The sequence below is a fragment of the Gemmatimonadota bacterium genome, from assembly GCA_009692115.1.
Classification (GTDB): Bacteria; Gemmatimonadota; Gemmatimonadetes; order Gemmatimonadales; family GWC2-71-9; genus SHZU01.
Window position 1 is genome coordinate 287,132 of sequence record SHZU01000001.1, and the last position, 21,664, is coordinate 308,795.

General features: G+C 65.0%; 21 protein-coding genes and 1 tRNA gene. 13 read left to right on the forward strand and 9 right to left on the reverse strand.

What is annotated here, in order from left to right:
- Nucleotides 1-41 precede the first annotated feature (41 nt).
- On the forward strand, nt 42-1,967 hold the full coding sequence (gene dnaK / locus EXR94_01370; GenBank protein MSR01378.1) for a molecular chaperone DnaK: 1,926 nt from the start codon (nt 42-44) through the stop codon (nt 1,965-1,967).
- 156 nt (nt 1,968-2,123) lie between these two features.
- On the forward strand, nt 2,124-3,737 hold the full coding sequence (locus tag EXR94_01375) for a PDZ domain-containing protein (protein MSR01379.1): 1,614 nt from the start codon (nt 2,124-2,126) through the stop codon (nt 3,735-3,737).
- A gap of 46 nt (nt 3,738-3,783) precedes the next feature.
- Here EXR94_01375 and EXR94_01380 read toward each other — a convergent pair whose 3' ends face one another.
- The gene (locus EXR94_01380; GenBank protein MSR01380.1) at nt 3,784-4,002 is read right to left on the reverse strand and encodes a hypothetical protein; all 219 of its coding nucleotides are present in this window, start codon (nt 4,000-4,002) and stop codon (nt 3,784-3,786) included.
- On the opposite strand from EXR94_01380, the gene EXR94_01385 reads away from it, so the two are divergent.
- The 5 genes from EXR94_01385 to EXR94_01405 all read left to right on the forward strand — a co-directional run bounded on the left by EXR94_01385 (nt 4,001) and on the right by EXR94_01405 (nt 6,973).
- Nucleotides 4,001-4,621, forward strand: coding sequence for an Hpt domain-containing protein (locus tag EXR94_01385; protein MSR01381.1), 621 nt, complete (start codon nt 4,001-4,003; stop codon nt 4,619-4,621). The two genes, EXR94_01380 and EXR94_01385, sit on opposite strands and share 2 nt — an antisense overlap.
- Before the next feature lie 70 nt (nt 4,622-4,691).
- Nucleotides 4,692-4,773: transfer RNA gene (locus EXR94_01390), tRNA-Leu, on the forward strand.
- 23 nt (nt 4,774-4,796) lie between these two features.
- Complete coding sequence (locus EXR94_01395; protein MSR01382.1) at nt 4,797-5,072, forward strand: hypothetical protein; 276 nt, start codon at nt 4,797-4,799, stop codon at nt 5,070-5,072.
- 51 nt (nt 5,073-5,123) lie between these two features.
- Nucleotides 5,124-6,377 (forward strand): trigger factor, encoded by a 1,254-nt coding sequence (gene tig, locus EXR94_01400; GenBank protein ID MSR01383.1) that lies wholly within the window; start codon nt 5,124-5,126, stop codon nt 6,375-6,377.
- A 5-nt stretch (nt 6,378-6,382) separates the two neighbouring features.
- The gene (locus tag EXR94_01405; GenBank protein ID MSR01384.1) at nt 6,383-6,973 is read left to right on the forward strand and encodes an ATP-dependent Clp protease proteolytic subunit; all 591 of its coding nucleotides are present in this window, start codon (nt 6,383-6,385) and stop codon (nt 6,971-6,973) included.
- Nucleotides 6,974-7,093: 120 nt separating this feature from the next.
- Here EXR94_01405 and EXR94_01410 read toward each other — a convergent pair whose 3' ends face one another.
- Nucleotides 7,094-7,537 (reverse strand): sel1 repeat family protein, encoded by a 444-nt coding sequence (locus tag EXR94_01410; protein MSR01385.1) that lies wholly within the window; start codon nt 7,535-7,537, stop codon nt 7,094-7,096.
- A gap of 273 nt (nt 7,538-7,810) precedes the next feature.
- On the opposite strand from EXR94_01410, the gene clpX reads away from it, so the two are divergent.
- Both clpX and ysxC read left to right on the forward strand, forming a co-directional pair.
- Nucleotides 7,811-9,070: an ATP-dependent Clp protease ATP-binding subunit ClpX gene (clpX, locus tag EXR94_01415; protein ID MSR01386.1), complete on the forward strand. Its 1,260-nt coding sequence runs from the start codon at nt 7,811-7,813 to the stop codon at nt 9,068-9,070.
- Nucleotides 9,004-9,675, forward strand: a complete 672-nt coding sequence (gene ysxC / locus EXR94_01420) for a ribosome biogenesis GTP-binding protein YsxC (protein ID MSR01387.1) — start codon at nt 9,004-9,006, stop codon at nt 9,673-9,675. The genes clpX and ysxC overlap by 67 nt, the downstream gene beginning before the upstream one ends.
- A 12-nt stretch (nt 9,676-9,687) precedes the next feature.
- On the opposite strand, the gene EXR94_01425 is transcribed toward ysxC, so the two are convergent.
- A complete protein-coding gene (locus EXR94_01425) occupies nt 9,688-10,728 on the reverse strand; it encodes a hypothetical protein (GenBank protein ID MSR01388.1) in 1,041 nt (346 codons plus the stop codon).
- 76 nt (nt 10,729-10,804) lie between these two features.
- On the opposite strand from EXR94_01425, the gene EXR94_01430 reads away from it, so the two are divergent.
- Nucleotides 10,805-11,542: a sulfite exporter TauE/SafE family protein gene (locus tag EXR94_01430; protein ID MSR01389.1), complete on the forward strand. Its 738-nt coding sequence runs from the start codon at nt 10,805-10,807 to the stop codon at nt 11,540-11,542.
- Between the two features lie 124 nt (nt 11,543-11,666).
- On the forward strand, nt 11,667-12,236 hold the full coding sequence (locus tag EXR94_01435; protein ID MSR01390.1) for a hypothetical protein: 570 nt from the start codon (nt 11,667-11,669) through the stop codon (nt 12,234-12,236).
- Between the two features lie 19 nt (nt 12,237-12,255).
- Here EXR94_01435 and EXR94_01440 read toward each other — a convergent pair whose 3' ends face one another.
- The 3 genes from EXR94_01440 to EXR94_01450 are packed head-to-tail and all read right to left on the reverse strand — an operon-like array spanning nt 12,256 to nt 17,053.
- Nucleotides 12,256-12,663, reverse strand: coding sequence for an NUDIX domain-containing protein (locus EXR94_01440; protein MSR01391.1), 408 nt, complete (start codon nt 12,661-12,663; stop codon nt 12,256-12,258).
- 59 nt (nt 12,664-12,722) lie between these two features.
- A complete protein-coding gene (locus tag EXR94_01445) occupies nt 12,723-14,966 on the reverse strand; it encodes a type II/IV secretion system protein (GenBank protein MSR01392.1) in 2,244 nt (747 codons plus the stop codon).
- A gap of 59 nt (nt 14,967-15,025) precedes the next feature.
- Nucleotides 15,026-17,053, reverse strand: coding sequence for a hypothetical protein (locus tag EXR94_01450; protein MSR01393.1), 2,028 nt, complete (start codon nt 17,051-17,053; stop codon nt 15,026-15,028).
- On the opposite strand from EXR94_01450, the gene EXR94_01455 reads away from it, so the two are divergent.
- A complete protein-coding gene (locus tag EXR94_01455; GenBank protein ID MSR01394.1) occupies nt 16,970-17,647 on the forward strand; it encodes a hypothetical protein in 678 nt (225 codons plus the stop codon). The genes EXR94_01450 and EXR94_01455 overlap by 84 nt on opposite strands.
- The gene (locus EXR94_01460) at nt 17,644-19,155 is read left to right on the forward strand and encodes an FHA domain-containing protein (protein MSR01395.1); all 1,512 of its coding nucleotides are present in this window, start codon (nt 17,644-17,646) and stop codon (nt 19,153-19,155) included. Before EXR94_01455 ends, EXR94_01460 begins: the two co-directional genes overlap by 4 nt.
- On the opposite strand, the gene EXR94_01465 is transcribed toward EXR94_01460, so the two are convergent.
- From EXR94_01465 to EXR94_01475, 3 genes are read right to left on the reverse strand one after another with little or no spacing between them, the layout of a single operon-like run.
- Nucleotides 19,145-19,717 carry a septum formation inhibitor Maf gene (locus EXR94_01465; GenBank protein ID MSR01396.1) on the reverse strand — a complete coding sequence of 191 codons (573 nt, stop codon included), beginning with the start codon at nt 19,715-19,717 and terminating at the stop codon, nt 19,145-19,147. The genes EXR94_01460 and EXR94_01465 overlap by 11 nt on opposite strands.
- On the reverse strand, nt 19,710-20,156 hold the full coding sequence (locus EXR94_01470; protein ID MSR01397.1) for a D-tyrosyl-tRNA(Tyr) deacylase: 447 nt from the start codon (nt 20,154-20,156) through the stop codon (nt 19,710-19,712). Before EXR94_01470 ends, EXR94_01465 begins: the two co-directional genes overlap by 8 nt.
- Nucleotides 20,153-21,628, reverse strand: coding sequence for a hypothetical protein (locus EXR94_01475; GenBank protein ID MSR01398.1), 1,476 nt, complete (start codon nt 21,626-21,628; stop codon nt 20,153-20,155). The genes EXR94_01470 and EXR94_01475 overlap by 4 nt, the downstream gene beginning before the upstream one ends.
- Nucleotides 21,629-21,664: the final 36 nt, after the last annotated feature.

A 21,664-nucleotide genomic window follows, 5' to 3' on the forward strand; every position in this document is an offset into this window, starting at 1 on the left:
CCGCCCAGACAATCACCATTGGGCCTTTCCAAGGAGCCACCATGGCCTCGAAAATCATCGGTATTGACCTCGGCACCACCAATTCCGTGGTCTCCGTCATGGAAGGCGGCGACCCCGTCGTCATCCCCAACGCCGAAGGGGGTCGGACCACGCCTTCGGTCGTCGCGTTCACCAAGGACGGCGAGCGGCTGGTTGGGCAGGTGGCCAAGCGCCAAGCGGTGACCAACCCCAAGCAGACCATCTTCTCGATCAAGCGGTTCATGGGGCGGCGGCTCAATGAGGTCACCGAGGAGTCCAAACGGGTGCCCTACAAGATCGGATCGGGCGCCAACAGCTTGGCCTCGGTCGAGATCGCCGGGAAGCACTACACCCCCCCCGAGATCTCCGCCATGATCCTTCAGAAAATGAAGCAAACCGCGGAAGACTATCTGGGTCATTCGGTCGACAAGGCCGTCATTACGGTCCCGGCCTACTTCAACGACGCGCAGCGGCAGGCCACCAAGGATGCCGGCAAGATCGCGGGCCTCGAGGTGCTCCGGATCATCAACGAGCCGACCGCCGCGGCCCTGGCGTACGGCACCGAGAAGAAGAAAGACGAGAAGGTGGCCGTGTTCGACTTGGGCGGCGGCACGTACGACATCTCGATCCTGGACCTCGCTGACGGCGTCTTCGAGGTCAAGAGCACCAATGGCGACACCCACCTCGGCGGCGACGACTTCGATCAGCGGCTGATCGACTGGCTGGTGACCGAGTTCAAGAAGGACCAGGGTATCGATCTCTCGAAGGACCCGATGGCGCTCCAGCGGCTCAAAGAAGCGGCTGAAAAGGCCAAGTGCGAGCTGTCGAGCACTCAGCAAACCGACATCAACCTGCCGTTCATTACCGCCGATCAGTCCGGTCCGAAGCACCTCAACATGGCCCTGACCCGGGCCAAGTTCGAGCAGTTGGTCGACGACCTGATCCAGCGGACCTTGCCGCCGATGCAGCAGGCGCTCAAAGATGCCGGCCTGACCCAGAAGGACATCGACGAAGTGCTTTTGGTCGGCGGCTCAACCCGGATTCCGAAGATCCAGGAAATCGTCAAGACCTTCTTCGGCAAGGAACCGAACAAGTCGGTCAATCCCGACGAAGTCGTGGCCATTGGGGCCGCCATTCAGGGCGGGGTCCTCGGCGGTGAGGTCAAGGATGTCCTGCTTCTCGACGTGACCCCACTCTCACTCGGAATCGAGACCCTGGGCGGTGTCGCCACGGTCTTGATTCCACGAAACACGACCATCCCGACCAAGAAATCGGAGGTCTTCTCGACCGCCGAGGACAACCAGACCACGGTCGAAATCCATGTCCTCCAGGGCGAACGGCAGATGGCGACCGACAACCGGACCATCGGCAAGTTCCAGTTGACCGGGATGCCCCCGGCCCCCCGGGGGATGCCGCAGGTCGAGGTCACCTTCGACATCGATGCCAACGGCATCCTCCATGTGTCGGCCAAGGACAAAGCCACCAGCAAAGAGCAGAAGATCCGGATTGAGGCCTCGAGCGGCCTCTCGGACGCCGATATCGACAAGATGGTCAAGACGGCGGAGGCTAACGCGGTGGCCGACAAGGAACGGCGGGACGGGATCGAAGCCCGGAATCAACTCGACGGTCTGGTCTACAAGGTCGAAAAGGACTCGAAGGAGTGGGTTGACCGACTGAGCCCCGACCTCAAGGAGAAGCTCGACGCCTCAGTCGAGTCGGGCAAGCAGGCGTTGCGGAACGGCGATGCCACCGGGATCACCGCCGCGTTGAACGACCTCAACACCGCCTACTCGGCGGCGGGGGCATCCCTGTACCAGAGTGCCGCCCAATCGAGCCCCGAGTCAGGCCCGAACGACCAGACGTCCGAAGGCGGCCAGCAGCAGACCCAGGGCAAGCCGGATGACGTCGTCGAAGCCGACTACGAGATCGTGGACGACCCCAAGAAGTAGGACCCGTGCAACCGGAGCCATGCTCCGGGCATCACGGGTATATTGAAGAGCGCCATCCGCCGGGTTTCGACCCACGGCCGTAGCGGCCCAGCGGAAGGCGCCTTCAAGATCTGAGTCTCTACCGAGAACCGCTGCGGCGCAGGATCCCAAGCATCTATGTCAGTCCGGTCGTTGAATTGGCTCAAATTTGGTGGCTTGGTCGGGCTTGCCTTCATGCTCGGCCTTCTGTTCGCTGGACTGCTCGACCTGCCGTCGTCGGGCCTGGCCCAAAACCCCAAACCATCCGACCCTCAGGCCATCCCGGCGGCCACGACCCAGCCCCGGAACGTCCCGACGGCCGCCGTGGCGCCGTTGGTCAGCCTATCGGACGCGTTTGCAAGCGTTGCGGAGCAGGTCCGGCCGAGCGTCGTCTATATCCTGTCCCGTCGCACCGAGCGCGGGGGCGAGCGCCGAGTTCCCGAAGGCTTTGAGCAGTTTTTCGGCCCGCCGCAACGGAACCGCCCGAACCGGGGTGGGGCGGCCGAGCCGCCGGTCGAGACCGGTGCCGGCTCGGGCTTCATCGTCTCCGGTGACGGGTACATTCTGACCAACAATCACGTGGTCGAAGGTGCCGACCAAGTGACCGTCCGGCTCCTTGATCGGCACGAGTACACCGCCAAAGTGATCGGAACCGACCCCAACACCGACTTGGCCGTGATCAAGATCACGCCCAAGGCGGGGATTCAGTTGACGCCGGCCACGCTGGGTGCCAGTGCCACCACCCGGGTCGGCGAATGGGTCTTGGCGGTTGGAAACCCGCTCTCGGAGTCGCTCAGCTTTACCGTTACCTCCGGGATCCTGAGCGCCAAAGGGCGGGGGCAACTCCCGCTCCCCGGCCGGGGCAACCTGTCGATTCAAGACTTCCTCCAGACCGATGCGGCGATCAACCGGGGCAACTCCGGGGGCCCGTTGCTCAACGTCCGCGGCGAAGTGATCGGGATCAACTCGGCGATCTATAGCCCGACCGGGGTCAGTGCCGGCTATGCCTTCGCCATCCCGATCGACCTCGCCCGCCAGGTCATGAACCAATTGATCACCAAGGGCAAAGTCGAGCGGGCCGCGTTGGGCGTGGTCGTCGGCGAGGTGACGAACCTCGACGCCGAGTGGGCGGGCCTGGCGGAGATTTACGGCGTCAAGATCAGCGAGTTCACCGATGGGTCGCCGGCCAAGGCGGCCGGACTCCAGCAGGGCGACTTGGTCGTCACCATCGATGGCCAGAAGGTCGAGTACGTCGCCCAATTGCAGCAGAACGTCGGGTTCAAGAAGCCGGGCGAGGTCGTCAAGGTCGAGGTGGCCCGGAAGGGCGGCGTTCGGCGGACCTACAACATCCGGCTGGTCGCTCAAGGCCAGACCACCCAACTCGCCTCTGACGAGAAGAGCGGGGCGGCCGGAAGCCCGACTCCGGATGCCGGGATCAGTGAGATGAAGGAGCGGTTAGGCATCACGGTCACCGCGCTCACGCCGGAAATCGCCCAGCAGATCGCCTTACCGACGAGTACCAAGGGCGTGATCGTCGAGTCGGTCGATCCGTACGGCCCGGCGGACGGCCTGCTCTCGAGCCAGCCCCTCAACATCATTACCAGTTTCGAAGGCAAGCCGATCCGGACCGAGGCCGATCTTCGCACCGCGGTCAAGGCGGCCCGAGCGGGAGAGGTCGTGACGTTGAGCGTCCTGGCCCCAACCCAGGACGGGCGGTCCCAGAGTCAGATCGTCCGAATCAAGCTCAAATAAGCCAGAAAGGGCGGAGGGATTTCACCCTCCGCCCGACTTTGGCCTCCTACTTCGGGGCCACTTCAATGTGGTTGGCCGTTGCGGTCGAGTCCCAGTAGTCCCAACCCCACCCCGCCAGCTTGCCGTTGATCACCACCACCGGCGTCATTTTCCGGTCCGCCGTCACGGCGGAGTCGGTCTTGCCTTTCCGCGGAAAAAGCATGGCCTCGATGTACTGGCCGTTGTAGAGATAGCGATCGATCCGCTTCGGCACCTCGCCTTCCATGGCGGTAATGGCGCTGTCCTTGGCAATCCCGACGGTCAGGTTCTCGAGCCGAGGGTCCGCTCGTTCGCAGGCCGTCATCGCCAGAAGCGACCCGACGGCGGCGATTCCCACCTTTTTTGTGACGTGCATCACTGCCATCCGCGTTGGAAGTCCATGTCAGATAGACACTTATATATGTCGCAATATAATACCCTCCTCAATGAATCGGGGCGGTTGGCCGATGCGCCAGAGAAATCGGCCTGTGGAGACATCCGTGCCCGTGGAAACCAGTTCCGTGATCGACGACAGCATTCTCGAGAGCTACCGGTCCCTCCAGGATGAGGGTCAGCCCGACGTGGTCACCGAGTTCATCGATGGGTTCCTCGAGGACCTGCCGGTGCGCGCCGACCGGCTCCGGCAGGCCGTGGACTCGAAGAACCCAACTGAGCTCAAGTCGGCAGCCCACGCGCTCAAGGGCAGCGCCGGTTCGGTCGGCGCCGTGGTGGTAGCGGGCCTCTGCGCTCAGATCGAGGCGATTGGCCGTTCCGGCTCGGCAGCTGGAACCGAGGAGATCTTGGTTCAGCTCGAGCCCGAGATCGCCCGGGCCACGAGCGAGTTGGCCAAGCTCCGAAGGCCCTAGGGCCCCGTTGCACCTCGAAACAACCTCTCGCGCCCCGGCACGAGGGGTTGTAGTCTATTACGCTACCTCCGCGAGCGTGGCGAAACTGGCAGACGCGCAGGACTTAGGATCCTGTCCCTAACGGGGTGCGGGTTCAACTCCCGCCGTTCGCACTCTCACCGACATGAGGAAGCTCATGGATTCCTTCGCTCTGACCCTCGGTTCGTTTGCTGAGACGATGTTTCGTTGGTCGGCTCTGGCATTCCTCCTGATCAATGGATCGGCCGCTGCGGCCGTGTTCCTGACGCGCGACCGCTCGCTGGTCAACCGGTGGACTGCCCGGCTGGTGGCGGTGAATTGCCTCCTGCTCGGTACCGGCGTGGCGGCTCCCGCCGTAGCCAACGCCATGCGGCTGGTGGTCAGCGCCGTCTCGGTGAGCCAGAGCCTGCCAATCAAGGTGGCGGTGGAGTAGTCACGATCCACCGCTGCCGGGCGTCCGGCAGTCGATTATCTTCCCTCTGCCATGACAGAAATCATCGTTACCAAGACGGCCGAAGACTCGGCCTCCAAAGCATTTAGGGTTACCGTCCCGGTCGACCGGGTCCGGGCCGCGGAAGAGCGGGCCGTGGTCGAATACGGGCGGCGAGTCCGCCTGCCGGGCTTTCGGCCTGGCAAGGCTCCAACCGCCGTCATCCGGAAGCGATTCGGCGACGAGATCAAGCAATACATCGTCGAAGAGGTGGTCCGAGAAGGTTGGGAACAGGCTCGGGTGTCAGAGGACTTAAAGCCGGTCGCCGACCCGTCGGTCCGGAACCTCAAGTTCGAGGACGGCCAGCCGGTCGAATTCGAGGTCCTGGTCGAGATTCGGCCGGACATCAAGCTCGACAAGGTGGGCGGCTTCAAGGTCAGCCGGACCGTCCCGAAGGTCACCGACGAGATGCTGACCGAGCAGTTGCATCAGCTGCGAGAAAGCAAGGCGGCGTGGCTCCCGGTCGAAGGCCAGGCCCCGGTCGAGGGGAACATGGTCCGGATGGACGTGGCGGCGGTCGAGGATGGCGAACGGAAGCCGGCCCAGCCGTATACCATCGTGATCGGGCAGGGCCAGGCCATGCCGGCCCTCGAGGAGCGGGTCCTCTCGTTGAAGCCGGGCGAATCGGCCGAGACCGAGATCAAGTTCCCGGATGACCACCCCGATGAGTCCCGGCGCGGCACGTCCCGGAAGGTCCACATCACCCTCCATGAAGTGAAACGCCAAGAACTGCCGCCGCTCGATGACGCCTTCGCGAAGTCCGTCGGCGACCTGGACGACGTTGCGGCCCTCAAGACGGCGATTCGGGCCGATCTCCAACGGTCGGCGGAACGGGAAGCGGACAGCGGGGTGCGGGAGAGTCTGTTGCAGGAGGTCATCAACGCCAACGGGATCGAAGCGCCGCCGTCCTTGGTAGGGCGAGCCCTCCATGCCTACCTCCACGCGTACAAGATTCCGCATGAGAAGGAAGAGGCGTTCAACGCCGAGTTCCGCCCGGTGGCCGAGGGCCAGGTCAAGCGGGAGCTGGCGTTAGGCGCCGTGGCGGATGTCCACAAGCTGTTCGCCACCGAAGCCGAGCTCGACCAACGAATTCAGGCGTTGGCGGCCGCGCGGGGCGTTTCGCCGAACGAGATCTATGCCCAACTCGAAAAGGCCAAGCGCCTCCAGGAACTCGAACGCGGGATTACTGAAGACAAAGTGTTCGAGTTCCTCAAGGGCCAGTCCACGATAGAAGAGGCCACATCATGAGCACGATGCTCTATCCGCCCTATATCATCGAACGTTCGCCCCGCGGCGAGCGGACCTACGACATCTTCTCCCGGTTGTTGATGGACCGGATCGTGTTCCTTGGCGCCCCGATCAACGACGACGTCGCCAACATCATCATTGCCCAGCTACTCTTTCTCGATGCCGACAATCCCGAGAAAGACATCTACATGTACATCAATTCGCCGGGCGGCCATGTCCATAGCGGGATCGCGATCTACGACACGATCCAGCATTTGCGGGCGCCGGTCAACACCATCTGTATGGGCATGGCCGCCTCGATGGGCGCGTTCCTACTGGCCACCGGAGCCAAGGGGAAGCGGGCGGCCCTGCCCCACGCCCGGATCATGATTCACCAGCCGTCGAGCGGATCACAAGGCACCGCGGCGGATATCGAGATTGCCGCCCGCGAAATCCTCCACACCCGCTCGCTCCTGAACAGCCTGTTTGCCAAGCACACCGGGCAGCCAAGCGAGGTCATCGAGCGCGACTCCGATCGGGACCGGTACATGTCGGCAGAGGAAGCCAAGGCCTATGGAATCATTGATGAGGTGTATGTGGCGAAGGTGAGGGCCTAGGGCTCGGCACTCGGCGTTCGGCATTCGGCGGGGGGCGCTCGACCTGAAGGTGGCCGTTCGAGGCTGGTCGCCTCGGTCGCGTGGACCACGCCAACTACCCCTGGGCGGCAATTTCGACCGCTACGGCGTCAGCATTCGATCCAAACCCCTCGCCAACCCGGCCGACGAGCCCGGTGGCGACCGGTACTCGGTTTCACCTTCGGCGTCGTTCCGGCTCACCCCCCGACCCTCGTCGAGCGCCACCCCGTACTCGAGGGCACTCAAATTGAGCCCGGCATCCGCCGCTCGCTTGAAGAACTGAGCTGACTGTTTTTCGTCCCGCTTGATGCCGGCCCCGTCCCGATACATGTAGCCGAGCCGCTCATTGGCGCGGTGATCACCCCCCAAAGCCGCTCGGCTATACCACGTCACCGCGAGCGCCTTGTCCTGGCCCACTCCCCGGCCCTCGTCGTACATCATGGCCAGGGTCCGCTGGGCCGCGACATCGCCTCCTTCGGCCTCCTTCTGACAGAGGCCCGCCGCCGCCGACCAATCGGTCCGGGCGGCCGCTTTGGCGCAATTCAAGGCGGTGATCGTGGACGGGGACGGGGGCGGGCCCGGGACTGCGGCAGGTGGCGAAGCCGGCGTTTGTTCCAGCTTGGTAAGCGTCGGACGCCACGCCACGGTTTGGCCGGCCTTGACGGCAATGCGACCCTCTTCAACTACGCGGTCGGCCTTGCCGAAGCCCGAAGCCGGTAGTTGCTGGGATCCGCCGGCCGCTCTTGACGAAGCCGGAGCACTCCGGCCACCTTTCTACCGGTCCCACGGCCTAACACCTCGTCCCTAACACCGAGCGGCATGTCCAACGACAAGCACCTCCGCTGTTCTTTCTGCGGGAAGTCGAAGGATTCAGTCCGGAAGTTCATCTCCGGGCCTTCGGTGTATATCTGCAACGAATGCATCACCCTCTGCAATGAGATTCTGGCCGAGGACGAGGATCGGGATGTCGTCGACAACATCACCCACGTCCCAACGCCGAGTGAGATCAAAGACGTCCTTGACCAGCATGTGATCGGCCAGGACCGCGCCAAACGGACCCTGGCCGTTGCCGTGTACAACCATTACAAGCGGATCAATGCCTCGGCCGGCCGGGACAACCAGGTCGAACTCGACAAGTCGAACATTCTACTGCTCGGACCGACCGGGGTCGGCAAGACCCTGCTGGCCCAGACCCTGGCCCGGATTCTCGATGTCCCCTTCACCATCGCCGATGCCACGACCTTGACTGAGGCCGGATACGTCGGCGAGGATGTCGAGAACATCTTGGTGCGGCTGCTCCAGGCCGGCGAGTTCAACGTGGCGGAGTGTGAACGGGGCATCGTCTACATCGACGAGATCGACAAGATTGCCCGGAAGTCGGAAAACCCAAGCATCACCCGCGATGTGTCCGGCGAAGGGGTTCAGCAGGCCCTGCTCAAGATCTTGGAAGGCACCGTGGCTTCGGTCCCGCCTCAGGGGGGCCGGAAGCATCCGCAGCAGGAATACATCCAGATCAACACCAAGGACATCCTGTTCATCTGTGGCGGGGCGTTCGACGGGCTCGACAAGATCGTCCAGGCCCGGGTTGGGCGGCAGCAGATCGGCTTTGCGGGGGTGCCCGTCGAGGGCGAAGCCGACCGGCGGAAGGACGTCGACAAGAAGAATCCCTACGCCGACGCCGAGCCCGATGACCTGCTCCGGTTCGGCCTGATTCCCGAGTTGGTGGGCCGGTTGCCGGTCATCGTGCCGCTCGAGGCCCTCGACGAGGAGACCTTAGTCCGGATTCTCACCGAGCCGAAGAACTCGATTACCAAACAGTATCACAAACTGTTCGAACTCGATGACGTGGGCCTGACGTTCGATCAGGAGGCCCTGCGGTCGGTGGCTCGGAAGGCCCTCAAACGGGGCACCGGCGCCCGCGGCCTCCGCGCCATCCTCGAAACCGTGATGACCGACATCATGTTCGAGATTCCGTCGCGTGATGACATTCGCGAAGTGGTGATCACGCCGGAATCGATCAACGAGCACAAGCAGCCCCTCGTGGTGACCGAGCAGCGCCGCAAGGTCAAGGAGGCGTGAGCCCACCGCCCACCTCGCCGCTCATCACGCTGCCGTTCGAATTCGTCGGAAGTTTTCCAGATCCGCTCTACCTACTCGAACCATTGCTGCCCGAGGTCGCCTTCCTGGGCCGGTCCAACGTCGGCAAATCGAGTCTCATCAATGCGGTGGTCGGGCGGAAGATCGCCCGGACCAGCTCCACCCCCGGCAAGACCCAGCACCTCAACGCGTTTCGATTCCCCGAGTTCTACCTGCTCGATCTGCCCGGATACGGCTACGCCAAATTGTCGTTGGCGGAACGGAAGCGGCTCCGGCAGCTGATCAATGGCGCCATCAGCCGGCGGGCGGGCCTCCGTGCGGTGGTGTGGCTGCTCGACATCCGTCATCCCGTGACGGCGGACGACTTGACCATGAGCGAGTTGCTGGCCGATGCCAAGCGGGAGACGATCGTGGTGCTGACCAAGTCCGACAAGTTGACCCAGTCGGCCCGGGCGGTGGCGCACCGGTCCCGGGCCACCGAGCTCGGGCTCGGAGTCGACGAGGTGATCATGACCTCGAGTGCCAAAGGCACCAGGATTGCCGACCTTGGCGATCTGATCGCGGAAGTGGCTTCGGAAGGACTCTGAGTTGCGCGGCGGTTACGGGTCGGGTGCGAAGGCTGCATCGGATCGAACCAAACGACTACCGGGGCTCAGGTCGGCATCATCTTCCCGATAGAAGAATAGATCGGCCCACGACTTGGCCCTCAGGTCCGCCGGCGCCACCGATCGTACAAATGGCGGGACGAACCCCGCCGACGCCCTGAAGCCCATGGCGTTGTCCAGCCACAAGGTCTCGTCCTGTCGAAAGCCCTGGTCAAATCGGCGGCGATTGTCCGGATCGTACGCCGCGAACGTTCCCTCCTCCGGCACATTGAAGGCGGGCGGCAGCCCAACCTCCGCGAGGGGGAAGGCATTTTCGACAATGAGCCCGTGCGTGTTTCGGTCGTTAGTCGGACTTGGGGGGCCGGTCTTGACCCCCCACTTGTCCCGGCCCTTGGTGTCGTGGTTGCAGTAGAGATCCTCCCATACGGCAACATCCCGGGTCAGCAACCCGAAGATCGACAGCTTGCTCCCGGGGTGGAGCGCCATGAGTTCCTTCGGCGGACCGGCATCGAAGTCGAAGGCAAACGAGGATTCGAAGTCGAACGCATTGTCCTCCCACCGGAAGCAGGGGGAGGGGAGCAGCAATGACCGAACGGTGTTGAACTCGTCCCCAACCGAAGGCCCGACGAATACCGGCAACGGCTTGAGTTCCAGCAAGCTCGCCGAGATCCCGTCCACGTAGGCCTTCCCCAAGTGCTCGCATTGAAACTCCTCCACCGTCGACCGGAACAGCGCCTCGTTTTCTTGGTCCAACGGTCCCGCAAAGTAGCCCAGATTATTCACACGGGTGTTCTGGCCTGAGACCGTATCGATCGGGTCGAGGTGGCCGATCAGGATCGGAATCACCAGACCGTTGAACGAGGCCTGGGGATCTTTGATGACGAGGCTGGCTTCCTCAGCATCGGGGGGAATTTCGTGCTCGATCTTGCCCTTGGCGTCAGACACCAGCTTGAAGGTGTGACCTTTGACCGTCAGCTCGCAGGGGGTATTGGCCAGCGGTTTCAGAAAAGCATCTTCCAGCGCCAGCCGAAGCATCAGAGGCTTCCGGTTGGCCACGAAACGATGGCCGTTCTCCGCCGCCCAAGCCGTAAGGCCGATATATTTGGAGTCGATGACCCCAACCGACCTCGCGCTCCTCCACGTTGCCATTGGCGCCATCGCGTTCCTCTACGCCTCCGTCGGCCACGCTGGCGCGTCCGGGTACATCGCGGTGCTGACCCTAGCCGGCCTGGCCGCGACCGTGGTCCGCCCAACCGCGTTGGTCCTCAACATCCTCGTCGCTACCCTCACCACGTACCAATTCTACCGCGCTGGGTACTTTGCCTGGAACCGATTTTGGCCCTTTGCAGCCCTGTCGGTTCCGGCCGCATTTCTGGGCGGATACATCCATATCCCAACCGACCTGTTCAAGATCTTGGTCGGGATCATCCTCCTCCTGTCCGCCGCCCGCTTCGCCGTCCGAACCGAAGACCCGTCGGTGACCCGGTTTCCGCCCCTCGCCGTTGCCCTCGCGGTAGGAGCCGGTCTGGGCCTCCTCTCCGGCCTTACCGGCACCGGCGGAGGGATCTTCCTCACCCCGCTGATGCTGCTGCTCGGCTGGTCCACCACCAAGGAAACCGCCGCCGTCTCGGCACCGTTCATCCTGGTCAACTCGATCTCGGGGTTGAGCGGCTTCATCTCGAGCGGCCGCCCGCTCCCGGCCATTGCCGGAAGTCTGGCCATCGTGGCGGTCGCGGCGGGTGGTTTGGGCGGCTTCTATGGAAGCCGGCGGTTGCCGGTCAGTGCGATTCGGCGGCTGTTGGCGGTCGTCCTGCTCGTGGCAGGACTCAAACTCCTGCTGGGCGGTTAGCCCGCAACTTCAGCCGGCATCGCAGCCCGAAGCCGAGACCCGAGCACCGGGAAGAACGCCCCGAACTCCTCGGGCGGCATCGGTTGCCCGACGTAGTACCCCTGGATCAGGAGAACTAGACCGAATGCCGAGTGCCAAGCGCCGAGCCCCGCTGCTGTTAGTGGCTGCTTTGGCACTCCCGCCGGTCCAGGTCGTCGATAGTATTTTTACACCGGAAGTCGAGTTGACGCGGTTCAGGGCATCACTGCCCGGAACCGCGCCAACCGCGCTTTCGGGCGGCGCCTCCAGCCGGGTCGAATTGATCCGCCGGTTCGTCACCGCCGTCGAAACCAATGACACGCTCGCCCTGAACCGGTTGCTCCTGAGCAAGGCAGAGTTCGCCTATTTCTATTTCCCCGCCAGCGAATACAGCCGGCCTCCCTACCGGCAGAAACCCGGACTGGTTTGGTTTCGAATGCCCGAATCCAGCCAAAAAGGAATCGGCCGGGTGTTGGCCCGCGACGGCGGCAAACCCCTCGCCGCCACCGGCCACCGCTGCCCGACCTTGGGAAAGCCGGCTGGGCTCATCAGACTCTGGAACGAATGTCGTCTCTTCGTACGTCAGGACGGTCGGACGATCGAACGGCATCACTTCGGCTCGATCATCGAGCGAAACGGTGTCTACAAGTTCCTCACCTACGCTTCCGACTACTGATCCTCGGCGCTCGGCGGGCTCAGCGAATTCTGAGGACGTCTTCGAGGGGGCCGGCATCTCCCCCGCCGAGGAGGACCGCTAGATCCGCCACGGCTCGGCGCTCTCGGGGCCAGGCGAGGGTTGTCAGCGACTCGTCGATCCCGAGCCACCGATAGTCATCATGTTCCTGGGAGAGGGTCACCGGGGCCTCGGCATCGACGACGCCGGCGAACGCGGGGATCAGCGCCACCTCATCGCTGCGGTGCAGATAGAAATACTCGGCCCGGCTCAGGTTGTAGAGCCGGACCGCGACGAGGCCGGTTTCTTCGAGGAGCTCCCGCTCGGCGGCCTCGGCGGCACGCTCGCCGGATTCGATATGACCGTGCACGGATTCCCACGCCCCGGTGCAACGGACCGCCGGGCTCCGGCGGAGAATCAGAGTCTCCATCCGGCCGGCCACCCACCGGACCGGATAGATGTCGATGTAGCGAATCGGGGCGGCGGAGGTCAGATGGCCCGGCGGCGGCCGAGGAGGCTCTCGAGCCGGGCCGCGAGCGCTCGGGCCCGAAACGGCTTGGTGAGAAAGTCGTCGGCGCCGAGCTCGATGACCCGGACTTCGTTGTCCTCATCACCTTTAGCGGTGAGCACGATGACCGGCAGGTTCCTCGTGGCCTCCCGCGACCGAACCTGAGACAGGACCGTGTAGCCGTCGACCCCTGGCAGGTTGAGATCGAGGATCACCAGGTCCGGAGCGGCCCGGTCGATCTCAGCGAGGGCCTCAGCGCCGTCCCGGGCTTCGACGATGGTGTAGCCTTGGCGTTCGAGCAGGTCTCGCATCACCCGGCGGAGCTGATCCTCGTCGTCGACCAGCAAGACCACCGACCCTTTCCGGGTCAACTCGAACTTGGCCGTCGGGAGATCGGTGTCGTCGAGCAATTCGAACGCCTGCGAAAACTGATCGGGGCCGGAAGGCGAGAGAATCACCGCTCGAAGGGTCTGAGGGGTGTGCCGGGCTCGAGGCTCGGCCAGCGGCACCGGCGGCCCGGCGGCGAAGTCGTCTCGCGGAGGATCCGTAACCCGGAGAGCCTCCTCCAATGAGGTGTCACCGCTCAACACCTTCGTCATCGCGCTTTCGAACAGCGACCGCATTCCGGCGGTCCGGGCCGCCGTCGCGATCTGATCGGCGGTGGCGCCGGCACTGACCAACCGCTCGATGGTCGGATTCATCACCAGTATCTCGACAATAGCGAACCGGCCGAGATAGCCGGTTTGGGCACATTCGGGACACCCGACCGCCTTGAAGCGGGGCGCGCCGCCTTTAATGTGTTTGACCAGCCGACCGGGGAGCGGATCAGTGTCGGAAATCCTGCAGGCGAGGCAAAGCCGCCGTACCAAGCGCTGCGCCACCACCCCGCGAAGCGCCGCCCCGATCTTGTAGGACTCCATCCCGATGTCGACCAACCGGGTGACGGTGTTCGGCGCATCATTGGTATGCAGGGTCGAGAGGACCAAGTGACCCGTGAGCGACGCCTGGACCGCGATCTGGGCGGTTTCTTGATCGCGGATTTCGCCGATCAGAATCACATCGGGGTCTTGCCGGAGAATCGATCGGAGCGCGGCGGGAAAGGTCATCCCCGTCTTCTCGTTGATTTGGACTTGGACGATCTTCTCGCCAAGCCGGTACTCGACCGGGTCCTCGACCGTGACGATGTTGACGCCCGTGGCCTGGACCGTCCGCAACGCCGCGTAGAGCGTGGTGGTCTTCCCCGAACCGGTCGGCCCGGTCACCAGAAGAATCCCTTCCTTACTGTCGAGCAGCTTCTGGAAGGTGGCCCGCTCGGCGGGGTCGAAGCCGATATTGTCGAGATTGAGGAGCGTGGCCCGGGTATTGAGAATCCGGATGACAACCTTCTCGCCTAACGATGCCGGCAAGGTCGAGACCCGGAGATCGACCGGGTTGCCATTGACCGCCACCCGGCACCGGCCGTCCTGGGGCCGCAGTCGGTCCGCGATATCCATCCCAGACATGATCTTGATCCGGGAGATGAGTGGAATACCGGCGGACCGCGGAATCTTCATCACCTCGCGGAGCACCCCGTCGATCCGATACCGAACCGCGACCCCGCCTTCGCCGGGTTCGATGTGCACGTCGCTGGCCCGGCTGGTGATCCCGTCCGCCAACAGCGTGTCGACCAGCTTGACGATCGGACGGGCGCGGGCTTCATCGGCCCCGCTCGCGGTATCATCGGGCTCGTCCCGAAGCTGGGTGACCTCGTGCGCTTCTTTGAAGCTGTCCAACAGTCGTTCGACCAGATCGTCGGGACGATAGACTTCTTCGAGCTTTTCCAGGATCTTCGTCGGCGAGCAGATCGACAACCGGACTTCGAGTCCGGTGGCAAAGGCCAGCATCTTTTCGGCGTCCATGTCGAATGGATTGGCGGTGGCAAGATCGACCCAACTGTCGGTGGCCCGAAGCGGAATTACGTTGAACCGCCGGGCCAGCTGTTCGGGCACCTGCTCGATGACCCGGCGATCGACCTGATTGAGGTCCGCCACCGGAAGCCGGAACCGGGTCGACACCGCCTGCAGCACGGCATCATCGCCCAGCACCCGCTGATCGAGCAGCTGCTGCCAGAGCGACCCGCCCTCGCCGGCCCGCTTCCGCAAATCGGCCACGACCTCCGGAGTTACCAGAGTGCCTAGGGCCGACACCAACCATTCATCGGGAAAATGGGTCACTGCACTCGCCACTCCAGAGGATCATGCACGGTCAAACCTCCCGAACAATAGAGGGGTAACCCCAATCCCTGCTAGATGATAGACCACCAAGACCGGGTGAAGTCGACCGAAAACGACCAGCCTGACTGGGCCCGAAGACCTCGACCCACCTCCAGCCGGAGGACCCGTTCGAAGGCCTCGAGTGCCACCCCAAGTATTGGCCGGAGGCCCAAAGACCCAACCCAGGGGACCCCGGCCACCGGTCCGCCGGCACTCCCGATAGCGATCATCGGGCCAATCGCCATTCGAGGCGCGGTTCGGCCAAAGGGACCCAGGGGAATCGACGGCCCCGGCACGGCCACCAGCCAGTCCGCCGCGACCAGCACCATCCGGCGCCCCCCGAAGGCCCGGAACGCCTCGCCCGGCAAGGTGCCCGGCCCCCCAAGAACGAACGAACGCCGGCGGGGTAATTTTGGGGTCCCGATTCCGGCCGTGGCCGAGAGACCAAGGGTTCCACCACCCACCCGACTTGCCCACCGGCCGTCGACCGAAACCCGGCCGAAGTCACCCGACCCGAGGCCAACTTCACCTCGGGCCGCCACCGAAAAGCCCAACCCGGCGGCTCCGAATCGGCTGGCCGAGACAGTCAGGTGGCCGAAGCTGTACGCCGGGCCGCCGAGGGCCGGATTGGCCCGATAGGTTCCGCGGGCCGGTCGAGCCACCGCCTCGAGCGAACCGGCCCAATCCCGCCCGATTTCGGCCACCAGGCGGGTCGTCGGCCCGACCTGCCAGGCCGTTTCGATGCCGATCCGGTCCCGGAGCAGGTAGTCTCCCCAGTCCCGCCCCGCCTCCTGAGCCGCCAGGGAATTGACCAAGGTGCTGGCCGCGGGGCTGTCGGCCATATCGACCACCGACCGCTCGGCCGCGACCCGGATCGGGAGGCCGCCGATTGAACGGGCAATCTCGATCCGCCCCGTCACCCGGCCGTCAATCGTGGCCACTCCGCCCATCAGAGCCACCCGGCCCACCGATTCGGTTTGCCAAGCCAGACCGGCCCCGATCCGGAGGCCCTCTACCCGATTAATGCGCAAAATGTCGCTGACCCGGGTCACCGACAGCCGCCAAGCCGGGAGTCCGCTGACCATTCGGCGACCGAGGGCCCGACCGGCCGCGGCCCGGACCTCGCCCAACACCTGCTCCGACCGCCAGCTCGCCGCCGAGTCGACCGGGCGAAGCATCGGACCGGTCCACGGGCCCCCGCCCGGCCTGGTCAACCCGCCGATGGCCGGCCCGGCCCAGGCCACCACCACCGCCGCCGAGTCGTTGAGTTGGACGTCGTCGATCTGCCATCGGCCGCGAATGATGCCCCGCACTGGAAAGTCGACTGCCGCCGACCGGCGCCGGATCTCGATCTCTTGCGCATACGGCAGCCAGTAGCGGCCCTCCACCAGGGAGCGTTCCAGCCGAACGGCAATATCCTCGAGGTCGGCATCCCGATAGGCGGCCGGCGTAAACGACAGACTCGACCGCACCACTTGAGCCCGGGCCAAATCGAGGTCGAGGGTCCCGACCGCCAGCGGTTGGCGGCGGTCTTTGGGGCGGAACTCGAGCGTAGCCACGACCACCCGGCCGGCGGGTCGAGCGATGGCCACCGTGTCGGTGATCCGGTAGTCATAGAGCGCGGATCCGCCCGGCGCAAGCGGATGGACCACGTCCGCCACCTCGTCGCCCTCCCCGATCCGAATCATCGGTCCAAAGTCGTTGGACACGATCCCGAGGTGATCGCGATGATAGGCGAGGTCGACTGGGAAGAACGTCGAGTCCCGCCAAGCCCGAATCACCTGCTTGCTCCGATCCGGCCTTTCCCAATACACTTCCACGTCGAGTTCGTCCGCCTTGAGTACTCTCGGCGGCATCCCGACCACGAACCCGATCTCGGCGAGAAACAACACGACACCATGGGCCCGCGCGCGGTAGGAAATCAGGGTCGAATCGGCGGCCGCCACGGCCCGCTCGGCAATGGCCCGCCGGACCAGGTGCTGGGTGGCCGGGTCGTTCCATTCCTGCGCGGCGGCGGTGCTGACGCCGAGGAGCGCCAGCAGAACAAACCACATCCTCATGATGGGGGAAACATAGTCCGCCAGCTGGCGCTGGCCGCGCTACTGGCGGTTGGGTGCGGAGGGCCCCAGAACGTCCCTCCGGGCGTTTCACCGCGGGATGCGGCGCCCCCGCCCCCCGCGGCGGCCGGAAGCAGCGAGGCGTTCATCCTGGAATCAGGCGGCACCTCCCCGGACGACACCGTCGTCGTCATCCCGCCGCGCCGAGGCCGGATCATCCTGGTCCGGCGCGGGGCACCAGACAACAGCCTGTTCGCCCGGATTGCTATCCCGCCCGACAGCGCCCGCACCGACTCGATCCGGATCACGGTTCGCCCCCGCCCCGGTCTCTACGGCATCGACCTCGAGTCGACCGGACCGCTACCGGCCGGGATGTCGCTCACGGTCAGCTACGCGATCCACTTCATCGCCCCCGCCGGGGCCCGCGACCGGTACGGCAGTGACCTCGGCTTCGAGCGAGCCCTCTATCTCGCGCAGGCAACGGCGGACGGCCGGATCGTGTTCCTCCTGACCAGCCGGCCTGGCTCCGATCTGGTGGCAGCGACGATTCCCGGCCCGGGGCGCTATGTGGTCTCGGCACCCAAGGCCCCCCAATGACCTGGCGGCTCCAGGGCATCGGCCACCCCCAGGAAATCGTGGTCGGGGCCGAGGGCCCGGTCGTCGTGGGCCGCGCACCCGACACCGACCGGGTCATTGCCGATGTGACCGTGTCGCGCCGGCATGCCGAGCTGACCGCCACCCCGTTGGGCGTTGCCATCCGCGATCTGGGGAGTTCGAACGGCACCAGCATCAATGGGACCCGGACGCCGGTTGGCCAGGCGATGTCGGGTGACACGATCGTGTTCGGCAAAGTGGCGTTCCGGCTCCACGCCGACCATGACATACCGGAACCGCCCGCCGATCTTCCGCCCGAGGGAGCGATCGTCCGGAAAGTCACGTTAGGCGCGACCCCCGACACCAATCTCGAGTCCGCCCAACTGGCCCGGATCCTCGACCTCGCTAAACGGCTCTCGGGCGAGATCGATCCCGAACGCCTGACCACGGCCATCGTCGATCTCACCTTCGACTTGTTGCCGGTCGACCGGGTGGCCCTGCTCCTGATCGACGAGGCCTCCGGCGAGTTGATCCCGGCCAATTCCAAAACCCGGCTCGACAACGGCACCGGCACCCGGGTACCCCGATCGATCGCCATGCGGGCGGTGCTGGACCGGGCGCCGATCCTGACCGAAAGCGCGGTCGACGACGAGCGGTTTCGGAGCGGGTCGGTCATGCTGCAGAGCGTCCGGGGCGCGATCTGCACGCCCTTGATGGCCTCGAAGGACCAATGCCTCGGCGTGCTGTACGTCGATACCTTGACGGCCACCCGCCCGTTCCGGGAGGACGAGGCCTCGATGCTGTACGCCTTCGGCGGCCTCGCGGCCGTGAGCTTGAGCAAGCTCGCGTATGCCGAGACGATGCGCCGCGACGCCCAGGTCCGGGCCAACTTCGAGCGGTTTTTTGCGCCCGAAGTGGCGCTCCGGATCGCCAAGGAGAAGGGGGTCATCGGCTTGGCCGGCGAACGCCGGGCGGTGACCGTGCTGTTCAGCGACATCCGCGGCTTCACCGCCATGGCCGAAACGATGGCGCCCGAAACGTTAGGGTCGCTCCTGACGGAGTATTTCAGCGAAATGGTCGATATCGTGTTCGACCATGGCGGAACGCTCGACAAGTTCATCGGCGATGCCATCATGGCCGTGTGGGGAGCCCCCCTCGCCGGCCCCGGCGATGCCGACCGGGCCCTGGAGGCCGCTGTCGCCATGCAGCGACGGATGGGGCAGCTCAACGCCCGGTGGGAAGCCGCGGGACAGGTGCCCTTGTCGATCGGCATCGGGATCAACTACGGCGATGTGTTCGCCGGCTATTTGGGGAGCGAACGCCGGCTCGAGTACAGCGTCATCGGCGATGCCGTGAACGTCGCCTCCCGGCTCTGCGACGACGCCGCCCCCGGCGAAATCCGGCTGGCGGAACCGTTCGTCCAACAGCTCACCACTCGGCCCATCCTGACCCGTCTGCCCGACATCGAACTCAAGCACCGGCAGAACCGGGTGGTGGTGTTCAGCCTGTAAACCGGTACGGCCGGCCGGCCTGCTCCAGCAGGTCGAGCACTTTTCGGACCGGCAACCCCATCACGCTGAAGAAATCGCCCTCGATCCGATCCACCAACGCGGCGCCATACCCCTGAATGCCGTACGCTCCGGCCTTGTCCATCGGTTCGCCGGTGGCCACGTAGGATGCCAGCCACTCGCGAGTGGCCGGCCGGAAATACACCGCCGTGACGTCCGCCGCTTCGTACTCGCGGCCCCGGGCCACCAGACACACCGAGGTGATCACCTCGTGCCGGTTGCCCTGGAGCCGCTCCAGCATCCGGACCGCGTCGGCGGCATCCGCCGGTTTTTCGAGAATGGCCCCGTCGATCACCACGATGGTATCGGCGCCTAACACGAACTCGCCCGGCGCCGCCCGCGCTTTGTCACGGGCCAGGCGGCGCGAATAGGCCGCGGGCGCCTCCTGGGGCAGCGGGATCTCCTGCACGTCGCTGGCCGAGATGATCACCGGGATTCCGAGCATTTCGAGCAACTGTTTCCGGCGGGGTGATTTCGACGCCAGCACGAGCGGCGCCTCAGTCATGGTTCCGTTCCAGCATCAGCGTCACCGGCCCGTCGTTGTGAATCTCCACCTGCATCTCGGCGCCGAATTGTCCGGTGGCCACGGCCACGCCCCGGCTTCGGAGCTCGCCGCAAAAGTACTCGTAAAGCGGGATCGCATGGTCCGGCCTCGAGGCGTCGATGAACGACGGACGCCGCCCCTTGGCCGCGTCGCCATAGAGGGTGAACTGGGACACCACCAGCAGGCCGCCCCCGACCTCCGTCAGGCCGAGGTTCATCTTGCCTTCGCCGTCGGGAAACAACCGAAGCCCGATGATCTTCTCCGCCATCCAGGCCGACTCGGCGGCCGTGTCGGAGTGCGTGAAGCCAACCAAGAGGCAGAACCCCCGGTCGACCGCTCCAACCTCCCGGCCCTCGATCGTCACCCGGGCTCGCGCTACCCGCTGTAGCAGGACCCTCATGACGGGGGTCGGGCCGCCAGGGCCTCGGCCGCCTTGAGCAGCGCCTGCCGGGCCGCCGCGTCGAACACCCGGCCGTTGGCAATGACCACATCGATCTTGGCGACGTTGCCGATCGCGATCAGCGGATTGGCCGACAACAGGACCAGATCGGCCACCCGGCCGGTGCCGACGCTACCTAACGAATCGGCCAGACCGAGGAACCGCGCCGGCTCGATGGTGGCGCTTTGGAGCGCTTGGAGCGGCGTCATCCCGATCGAGACCAACAGGCCAAGCTCGTCGTGGAGGGAGGCCCCGGCAAAGATGAAGGGATTGGCTAGGTCGGTGCCCGCCAGGATCTTGACCCCCCGCCGCTGGAGCAACCGGAGCACCTCGAGTTCCCGGGCATGGAGCACTTTGCGAAGAGCCCAGTCGGCCGGCTTCAGCATGCTGAACCGGAAGTCCTTCTTGGGATCCCAGCCGTCCTTCATGAACGCGGGGATGTACTTGAGCCGCGGATCCGCACCGAGCGTCGGATCGTCGAGGTTGGCAATCGATCGGAGCACCGTGGTCGTCGGGACCATGACCGTCCCGGCGGCTTTGAACGCGTCCGCCACCTGCTCGCAGCGCCTGGCGTCGTAGCTCGCCACCAACGCCTCGACCCGGCCTCGTGAAACTACCCCGGCCGAGTCCCACCCTTTGGCCGATGCGACGGCCCGCCGCGACTGGTCGAGGAACTCATCCTCCCGGGTCGAACAGGCCAGCAGCACCTGGGTCAGGTGCTCGACCGTGCGCTGGCCAAGACTGGCGGCCTCCCGGGCAGACACGAGGTTCGGAATGTGTCCCGCGAACGAAATCCTCGTCTCCTTCGAACGAGCTGCGATGGCCCGGAACGTTTCCGGACTGAGCCGACTGTAGACCTTGACGAACTCGACCCCCGCGGCCTTCAGGGAATCGACGATCCGGCGGCCATCGTCGGCGGTGCTCGCGACGACCGACCCCGGCCAGATCGGAGGCGTCCCGTCAACCAGACTTCCGAACTGACCCACCCGGGGTCCAACCGACTCGCCAGACGCAATCCGTTTCCGCCAGATGTCCACAGCCGTCGTCGTGCTGAACATCTCCCGGACGCCGGTCACACCATGAGCCACCAGGAGCGGCATGAAGTAGGCGCCGAACCACGGTGTTGCGGCGTGGACGTGCATATCCCAAAGGCCTGGGATGAGGAACTTGCCGGTTCCGTCAATGGTCCGGGCCGCCGACTCGACGACCACGCCGCTCGCCGGCCCCATCCGGCTGATTCGGTTGCCGGTGATCACGACCGTCTGCCCCGAGATCAGACGGCCGGTTTCGACGTCGACCACCGATACGTTCCGGATCGCGGTTGTCTGGGCCGCCACCGGGAGAACCAGTGCGACCACGAGGGCGGACACCTGCAGGAAAGATTTCGTCATCCTTGGAATATGGGCCCCTAGCATCCCGGCGGGAAGAATCACACTTTTCGCCGGCCGCCCAAGGGCCTGGCGACTCCG

What these genes read in the sequence shown, in the direction of transcription:
- dnaK (MSR01378.1), top strand. Translation starts at nt 42, where the DNA reads ATGGCCTCGAAAATCATCGGTATTGACCTCGGCACCACCAATTCCGTG.
- EXR94_01375 (MSR01379.1), top strand. Translation starts at nt 2,124, where the DNA reads ATGTCAGTCCGGTCGTTGAATTGGCTCAAATTTGGTGGCTTGGTCGGG.
- EXR94_01385 (MSR01381.1), top strand. Translation starts at nt 4,001, where the DNA reads ATGGCGGTAATGGCGCTGTCCTTGGCAATCCCGACGGTCAGGTTCTCG.
- EXR94_01380 (MSR01380.1), bottom strand. Translation starts at nt 4,002, where the DNA reads ATGGAAGGCGAGGTGCCGAAGCGGATCGATCGCTATCTCTACAACGGC.
- EXR94_01395 (MSR01382.1), top strand. Translation starts at nt 4,797, where the DNA reads ATGGATTCCTTCGCTCTGACCCTCGGTTCGTTTGCTGAGACGATGTTT.
- tig (MSR01383.1), top strand. Translation starts at nt 5,124, where the DNA reads ATGACAGAAATCATCGTTACCAAGACGGCCGAAGACTCGGCCTCCAAA.
- EXR94_01405 (MSR01384.1), top strand. Translation starts at nt 6,383, where the DNA reads ATGCTCTATCCGCCCTATATCATCGAACGTTCGCCCCGCGGCGAGCGG.
- clpX (MSR01386.1), top strand. Translation starts at nt 7,811, where the DNA reads ATGTCCAACGACAAGCACCTCCGCTGTTCTTTCTGCGGGAAGTCGAAG.
- EXR94_01425 (MSR01388.1), bottom strand. Translation starts at nt 10,728, where the DNA reads ATGCTTCGGCTGGCGCTGGAAGATGCTTTTCTGAAACCGCTGGCCAAT.
- EXR94_01430 (MSR01389.1), top strand. Translation starts at nt 10,805, where the DNA reads ATGACCCCAACCGACCTCGCGCTCCTCCACGTTGCCATTGGCGCCATC.
- EXR94_01435 (MSR01390.1), top strand. Translation starts at nt 11,667, where the DNA reads ATGCCGAGTGCCAAGCGCCGAGCCCCGCTGCTGTTAGTGGCTGCTTTG.
- EXR94_01440 (MSR01391.1), bottom strand. Translation starts at nt 12,663, where the DNA reads ATGGAGACTCTGATTCTCCGCCGGAGCCCGGCGGTCCGTTGCACCGGG.
- EXR94_01450 (MSR01393.1), bottom strand. Translation starts at nt 17,053, where the DNA reads ATGAGGATGTGGTTTGTTCTGCTGGCGCTCCTCGGCGTCAGCACCGCC.
- EXR94_01460 (MSR01395.1), top strand. Translation starts at nt 17,644, where the DNA reads ATGACCTGGCGGCTCCAGGGCATCGGCCACCCCCAGGAAATCGTGGTC.
- EXR94_01465 (MSR01396.1), bottom strand. Translation starts at nt 19,717, where the DNA reads ATGACTGAGGCGCCGCTCGTGCTGGCGTCGAAATCACCCCGCCGGAAA.
- EXR94_01470 (MSR01397.1), bottom strand. Translation starts at nt 20,156, where the DNA reads ATGAGGGTCCTGCTACAGCGGGTAGCGCGAGCCCGGGTGACGATCGAG.